Raw genomic sequence first — 5,782 nt, 5'->3', positions numbered from 1 at the left:
TGTTCAGGCGCGTAACTGACTGATAAATAACGCGGTGACTAAGGGCGGCAACCCTTAACCACCGCTCACCACAAGCAACTAACAGGAGTAGTTAATCATGGCTGAACACGATATTACGCCAGAAGTCACCATTTCCAAAACACAGCGCCACTGTACCGTGGGCTATCTGCCCAACCGCAGCGACACGCCGGTGATCAAAATCAGCGCCAAATGGCTGAGAGAAGCGGGATTTGAGATCGGCACGGGCGTTACCGTGAAGATCTCGGAAGGTTGCCTGATCCTGCTAGCGGATAACAACGAAGTACAGGAACTGCGCAGGGAACTTTATCAGGTTAAACAGGCTGTTAAGGGGATGCGGGACGGGATGTTTAGTGTGCTGAACGAACGTTAAATAATAAAAAAGCCGGGAAGATTTAATCTACCTTTCCCGGCGATTAAGAAAGAGAAATATACTCCTCACTTTATTAATTATCTTACACAGAAACTATATAAAAAATCAGGATGTTCCATGCCGTAAAATATTTCGTGATCTATAAAATAAAAACCGAAGCTACACATTTCTACATTAAAACATTCAGGATAAATCTTCAAATGCTCTTTTATTAAGAAATCTAATAGCTGAGATGATTCCAGTATAACACCATAATTCCCTTTCTTTGTTCTATCAAACGGGTAAAAAAACAACAATTCGCCTGATGGAATACCATCTTTAAATAATTCATGGTATAACGTTTCCAACGCTTCAGTTAAAGAAGAAAACCCCTCCCAGTCAACGTTGCAACGGATATAGTTAACATCAATACCACTTTTATAAGCTTCTGCATGAATACAAACAGCTTCGCTTATAGGATTAATATGTAAGAATGGTAAAGCATTGTTAATAAGCCCGGAGAATTCTGCATTATTTAACTCTCTAATATTTTTCATTTATTTGCCCGTAATTCTATATATCATCTTCCAAAAAATATTTGGCATTATGTATCACTTTGTTATCAGCGTCTTTTATTTGAATTTTAATATGTGGAGGCTCAAAACCACCGCTTGAAGATTTATGCCCTGTATTCGCCACCTCAATAACGACTTTATTTCCTTTTGCATCTACACCATCGAAATAATGGCTAATATTACCAAAACCATCCGGATTATTTTTTCTCAATGTAGCTTTATATCTTGAGATGTTATATCTGGCAACATAATCAAAGTCACGTTTATTCTTTAATAACCGAGAAAACATTCCCGGAGAACGCTCAAAATTACGATATTCAACGTTACCAACCTTTCCACAAGATAGCCCAAGAGGATCAATGTGGTTTACTGGATTCGGCGCATAAGCATAGAGGTTTATTCCCCCCGCCAGCCCTATCGGATCAGGACGGTGAATCTACCCCATCGCAGGATCATACTACTGGCTTCAATCGCATATCCCTGAAACAGCCGCATCATAGTCCATATATTAGTCTCTTACTTTGATAAATTAAGTAGGGTAGATCCTGATGTTCCCACTATTTTCTAAGTATTCATTAATAATCAATGGATCATTTGACTCTATCAGATAAGTGCGTTCAAAATAAAACGAAGACCATACCCTTTGGTCTATTTTTATTATTTTATCTTTATTATAAATATAATCTACCTCAGAATACTCCCCATCATACATGAAAGTATACTTATTATTTATTAATTTATTATCAATGCTTATAAATACAATCTTATTCAATCCTGTGTTTTTACTATCTTCAAATGTACTACTATACAAAAGCCCAAGAATGGTATTTTCTTGGTAAATATAAAAATTTCTATACACAATCCATTCATTATCTTTCTTACGATGGCTGGCGTATGTAATTCCTTCTATTATCCTGTTTTGTTCATCAACATAATAGCATTGTTTATTTACTCCTGCGATTGAGTTATTTTTCAACATTCGTCCCGGTTTATGACCTAAAAGCTCGGATGCATAAGGTTCTATAGAGAAGGCAGGCATAACACCATACCCCCATCTACAAGTAGCCTTTTCTCCGTTCATCTGTTCTATCAGTTCCGAATACTTTCCATTGTAATCTTCATATAAACTTTTCAGAAAATCTTTCATGTGATCATACTCCTTATTGGACAGGAAACGTTTTGCCAGTACTTAGCTCTACTTTAAGTTGCGCAAGCCCTGCTTCAAAATCAGCTTTTGTTCTTGCATTTTTCAACGTATCCCACACATGTTGTTTATATGCATTTCCATGTACACCTTCACCACCATGAGCAGTAGCTTTTGTCCCCGGTAACCGATAATCAGAGTTTTTGGGTAGCCATACACCATTTTTGGAATCGTTTATATCTATACCTAACCGATCCATCCTTCTACGTAACCACCGCATACGCACATCGCTGGAATTAGACATAACCATATGATGTGGTCGATAGTGACTACTTGGTGCTGATCCTAAATTACCAGATAATTTTTTTGCATCACTAGAGCAACTTAATCCAAGCGGATCGATCCAGTTTAACGGATTCGGCGCATACTGATAAAGATTCAGCCCCCCCGCCAGCCCTATCGGGTCAAATCGCGCAATCTAATCGAAGTCCGGATCGTACTGTCAGTTTCGTCTATAAATCACTAAAACCATCACGTCATAGTTCATACGCTACCGCCACACCCTGACAAAGTAAGCTATCTGCACGAAGTTTATTTTACTATCTAATCAGCAGGTTAAATACAAAAATATCATTTCCAAAACACAGCGCCACTGTACCGTGGGCTATCTGCCCAACCGAAGCGACACGCCGGTGATCAAAATCAGCGCCAAATGGCTGAGAGAAGCGGGATTTGAGATCGGCACGGGCGTTACCGTGAAGATCTCGGAAGGTTGCCTGATCCTGCTAGCGGATAACAACGAAGTACAGGAACTGCGCAGGGAACTTTACCAGGTCAAACAGGCGGTTAAGGGGATGCGGAACGGGATGTTTAGTGTGCTGAACGAGAGTTAAATAATAAAAAGCCGGGAAGATTTAATTTTCTTCCCAGTTTTTTTAAAGTTTATTTAAAGTTTATTTAAAGTTTATTTATAGCTTGGTTAATTTCAAATAATAATGAGACAATATCTTTCGCAGAACCATTATAAATGGGATAATCCCAATCAAAATCCTTTATTAAACAAATATAAAACTTCCCATTTATATCAAAAGATGGTCGCCACCCAACATCCAAAAGATACCCACCAGGATATTCAACCTGGAGCATATCTTCCTTAAGTTCATCTCGCTGTTCATTAAGAGGGATGCTTTGTTTCAGGGAGAAGTCATTAAAAACTATATTCCCTTTTTTTCCTAAGAAATCAATGTTCATGATGTTGTTAGCCTTCGGAATTCATCGATTGATATAGGATGTCCATGTATTGTCCCACCGCTAAGTTCAACTCGAACCCATTGAGATTCTTTACCCTCACTGGCCCCAATAACTTTTCCCATATCTTTTACTTTCCATGGTTTACCGTTCGTAACAGGTGTGCCTGTATTAAAAACATCGTATTCCAACGTTTTAATATCAATATCTGGAGAATATTTTGCCGGGCCTGATTTTGTTGATTTAATTATATCCTTCCATGATTTGTTTTTTGGAGGAAAATGTTTGTATCCATGATTTGTCCATTCAGGTTGCCCACATTTCAAACCCAAAGGATCGATCCAGTTTACTGGATTAGGCGCGTATTGGTATAAGTTTAATCCGCCTCTCAGCCCTATCGGGTCATCGGGACGATCCGGTGCGGGTCATACTTTTTAACACGCTACCGCCCGCGCCGTTTCTGGCTTCACGGCTATCACCTTTTAATTATTTAACAGCACGTTAACCCGACTTTCCCGACGCGCGTTTTCACGCCCGCTCACCATATCACCACCGCCACGAACCTGTCATTCCGCTTTCCACTAAGTCCGTTTCCGGCAACCCGTGACGGGGGGCCGCCAGGCCGCCTCCGGCGGCATGGCGGGGCCACGGCGCGGGGTCTGCGGGTGCGGGCGGCAGAGAGTCCGCAAGCGACGGAACGGCGCTCTGTGGCACCGCTGCCTGACCGGAGCTGGCCTTTGCATGACCACACCGGACCGGGGCGGGCAGCGGAAGCTGGCGAGGCGGGAACGAGTGACGCGCGGCCTTTTTGCGCGGCACGAGCCGCCGCAGCCAGACGACGCCGGGCGGGCATAAAGCCCTTACAAGCGGAGGCCGCCAGGCCGACACCCTTTTCTGACTGACTGCCACACGATGACGCCGCCGCAGAACGGCACCGGAGCCGCCAGGGATGGCGGCGACTGCGGCGCTGAGGAAGGACACCGCCGCTGAGACGGCAGGAGCGAGCGCCAGCGAGCTGCTGCGCGTGGCACTGGTTAAGGGGCTGAACGCGGGGGCGCAAGACATAATGCGGATTGTGCGAACACGAGCCGCGCACAGCGGGTCGGGTTCGCCGCCGTTGCCACCCGGCGAGAGTGCGCATAATCCCCCGCATTATGTTGAATGACGTTTGCCCCGTGCGCCGTGGCCGCATGGGACACGCCTGCCTCCACGGGGCGAACGGCATTTACCCCCGCGCACTCCGCTGGCAGGGGGCAGTCAACCGCCAGGGAAGGCGGTTGTCTGCCCTGCACCTCACCCCACGGCCTTACAGGGATCGCCCGCTAACTTTTCAGGCAGTCCGGCGATGATCACGCTTCCGGCCTGCATCAGCGTCTCCGGCGGCGTTTCCTGCTGACCAGCGCCCGCTCCATCTCTGCGTGATTACGCTCCCGGCGCGTCTGCGGCTCTGCCACCGCATCCGCAACGTGCCGATCCGTCCACGTCTCGTCCTGCTCTTCCGGGTGCGTCAGCGCGTGAACTTCCTGTAAGTGACCGATGGCTACCCGCGTGTAGATCTGCGTCGTCTCCAGCTTCTCATGGCCGAGGATCGCCTGGATGTGCCGCGTGTCTGCGCCGTTGTCCAGCATCTGCGTTGCCATCGAGTGCCGGAAGATGTGACAGGCACCCGGTTTCTGTATCCGCGCTTTCTCCCGGATCGTTTCCCCGCCGATCTGCGTCAGCGTTCCCCGGCTCAGTCCCTTACCGTGGTACGTCACGAACAGGTGACCGCTGTCGGCGCGTTGCGTCAGGTGAGGCCGCACATCGCGCAGATAGCGCATCACCCACGCCAGCGCCACATGGCCCACCGGAACAACCCGGTCTTTCTTCCCTTTGCCCTGGCGCACGTTCACCACGCCCCGCGTGAAGTCCACGTCACATAACATCAGGTTCGCCACCTCCATGCGCCTGATCCCGGTACTCCACAGCACCTCCAGTATTGCCCGGTTACGCAGGCCCAGCGGCTTCTCCGTGTCCAGACTGCCCAGCACCTGCCGCGTCTCCTGTTCGCTGAACACCTGCGCCGGAAGCCGTTTCTCTTCCTTCGGCAGTGTCAGCATCTCCGCCGGACTGTAGAGGATGACGTGGCGTTTCAGCAGCCAGCGGTAGAAGTTCTTCACTGCGCTTAAGCGGTTAAGCTGCCCGCCCACCGCCAGCGTGTTACCGTCGGCCTTGCGGTAGCTGCGAAGATGGCGCTGGTACGCTTCCAGCACCGACAGGCTGACCTGTGGCGCGTACAGCAGCCCGCGCTCCTCGCACCACGTCACGAACGGCAGCACCCGTTCGCGGTAGCCTTCCACGCTGCGCGCGCTGTAGCCTGCGGCTTCCAGGCTTTCCAGCCAGGCGAGCATATGCCGGCGCTGTGTCGTGTGTTCGTTCTGGCGGCTGAGATAAAGGGCTTCCGGC

The 5,782-nt window shown here is 48.0% G+C and carries 7 protein-coding genes and 4 pseudogenes; 2 read left to right on the top strand and 9 right to left on the bottom strand.

The window, feature by feature from the left end:
- Window positions 1-97 precede the first annotated feature (97 nt).
- Window positions 98-391, top strand: coding sequence for a SymE family type I addiction module toxin (locus tag A7Z06_RS21285; RefSeq protein ID WP_105279576.1), 294 nt, complete (start codon window positions 98-100; stop codon window positions 389-391).
- A 77-nt stretch (window positions 392-468) separates the two neighbouring features.
- On the opposite strand, the gene A7Z06_RS21280 is transcribed toward A7Z06_RS21285, so the two are convergent.
- From A7Z06_RS21280 to A7Z06_RS22490, 6 genes and pseudogenes are all read right to left on the bottom strand, one after another.
- Window positions 469-927, bottom strand: a complete 459-nt coding sequence (locus A7Z06_RS21280) for a hypothetical protein (protein WP_000790125.1) — start codon at window positions 925-927, stop codon at window positions 469-471.
- Between the two features lie 16 nt (window positions 928-943).
- Window positions 944-1,234 carry a hypothetical protein gene (locus tag A7Z06_RS21275; RefSeq protein ID WP_105279575.1) on the bottom strand — a complete coding sequence of 97 codons (291 nt, stop codon included), beginning with the start codon at window positions 1,232-1,234 and terminating at the stop codon, window positions 944-946.
- A 47-nt stretch (window positions 1,235-1,281) separates the two neighbouring features.
- Window positions 1,282-1,369 (bottom strand): annotated as a pseudogene (locus A7Z06_RS22300) (RHS repeat-associated core domain-containing protein); the annotation flags it as partial.
- A 105-nt stretch (window positions 1,370-1,474) separates the two neighbouring features.
- Window positions 1,475-2,092, bottom strand: coding sequence for a hypothetical protein (locus A7Z06_RS21270; protein WP_000651347.1), 618 nt, complete (start codon window positions 2,090-2,092; stop codon window positions 1,475-1,477).
- A 13-nt stretch (window positions 2,093-2,105) separates the two neighbouring features.
- A pseudogene (locus tag A7Z06_RS21910) lies at window positions 2,106-2,423 on the bottom strand (AHH domain-containing protein); the annotation flags it as partial.
- A 27-nt stretch (window positions 2,424-2,450) separates the two neighbouring features.
- Window positions 2,451-2,555: pseudogene (locus A7Z06_RS22490) on the bottom strand (RHS repeat domain-containing protein); the annotation flags it as partial.
- A gap of 166 nt (window positions 2,556-2,721) precedes the next feature.
- Between A7Z06_RS22490 and A7Z06_RS21260 the strand changes: the two are divergent.
- On the top strand, window positions 2,722-2,982 hold the full coding sequence (locus A7Z06_RS21260; protein ID WP_274541217.1) for a SymE family type I addiction module toxin: 261 nt from the start codon (window positions 2,722-2,724) through the stop codon (window positions 2,980-2,982).
- Window positions 2,983-3,046: 64 nt separating this feature from the next.
- Here the strand turns inward: A7Z06_RS21260 and A7Z06_RS21255 are convergent, their stop codons facing one another.
- The 3 genes and pseudogenes from A7Z06_RS21255 to xerC form a co-directional block, all read right to left on the bottom strand.
- Window positions 3,047-3,340 carry a hypothetical protein gene (locus A7Z06_RS21255; RefSeq protein WP_001017803.1) on the bottom strand — a complete coding sequence of 98 codons (294 nt, stop codon included), beginning with the start codon at window positions 3,338-3,340 and terminating at the stop codon, window positions 3,047-3,049.
- Window positions 3,337-3,741 (bottom strand): annotated as a pseudogene (locus A7Z06_RS21250) (RHS repeat-associated core domain-containing protein); the annotation flags it as partial. The gene A7Z06_RS21255 and the pseudogene A7Z06_RS21250, both read right to left, overlap by 4 nt.
- A gap of 963 nt (window positions 3,742-4,704) precedes the next feature.
- Window positions 4,705-5,782, bottom strand: a 1,078-nt coding sequence (gene xerC, locus A7Z06_RS21235; protein ID WP_238151746.1) for a site-specific tyrosine recombinase XerC, incomplete at its 5' end; no start/stop codon positions are given.

The sequence above is a fragment of the Escherichia sp. MOD1-EC6819 genome, assembly GCF_002965765.1.
GTDB classification, from domain to species: domain Bacteria; phylum Pseudomonadota; class Gammaproteobacteria; order Enterobacterales; family Enterobacteriaceae; genus Escherichia; species Escherichia ruysiae.
Note: the sequence above shows the minus strand (reverse complement) of the source record. Positions and strands in the feature narration are given on the sequence as shown.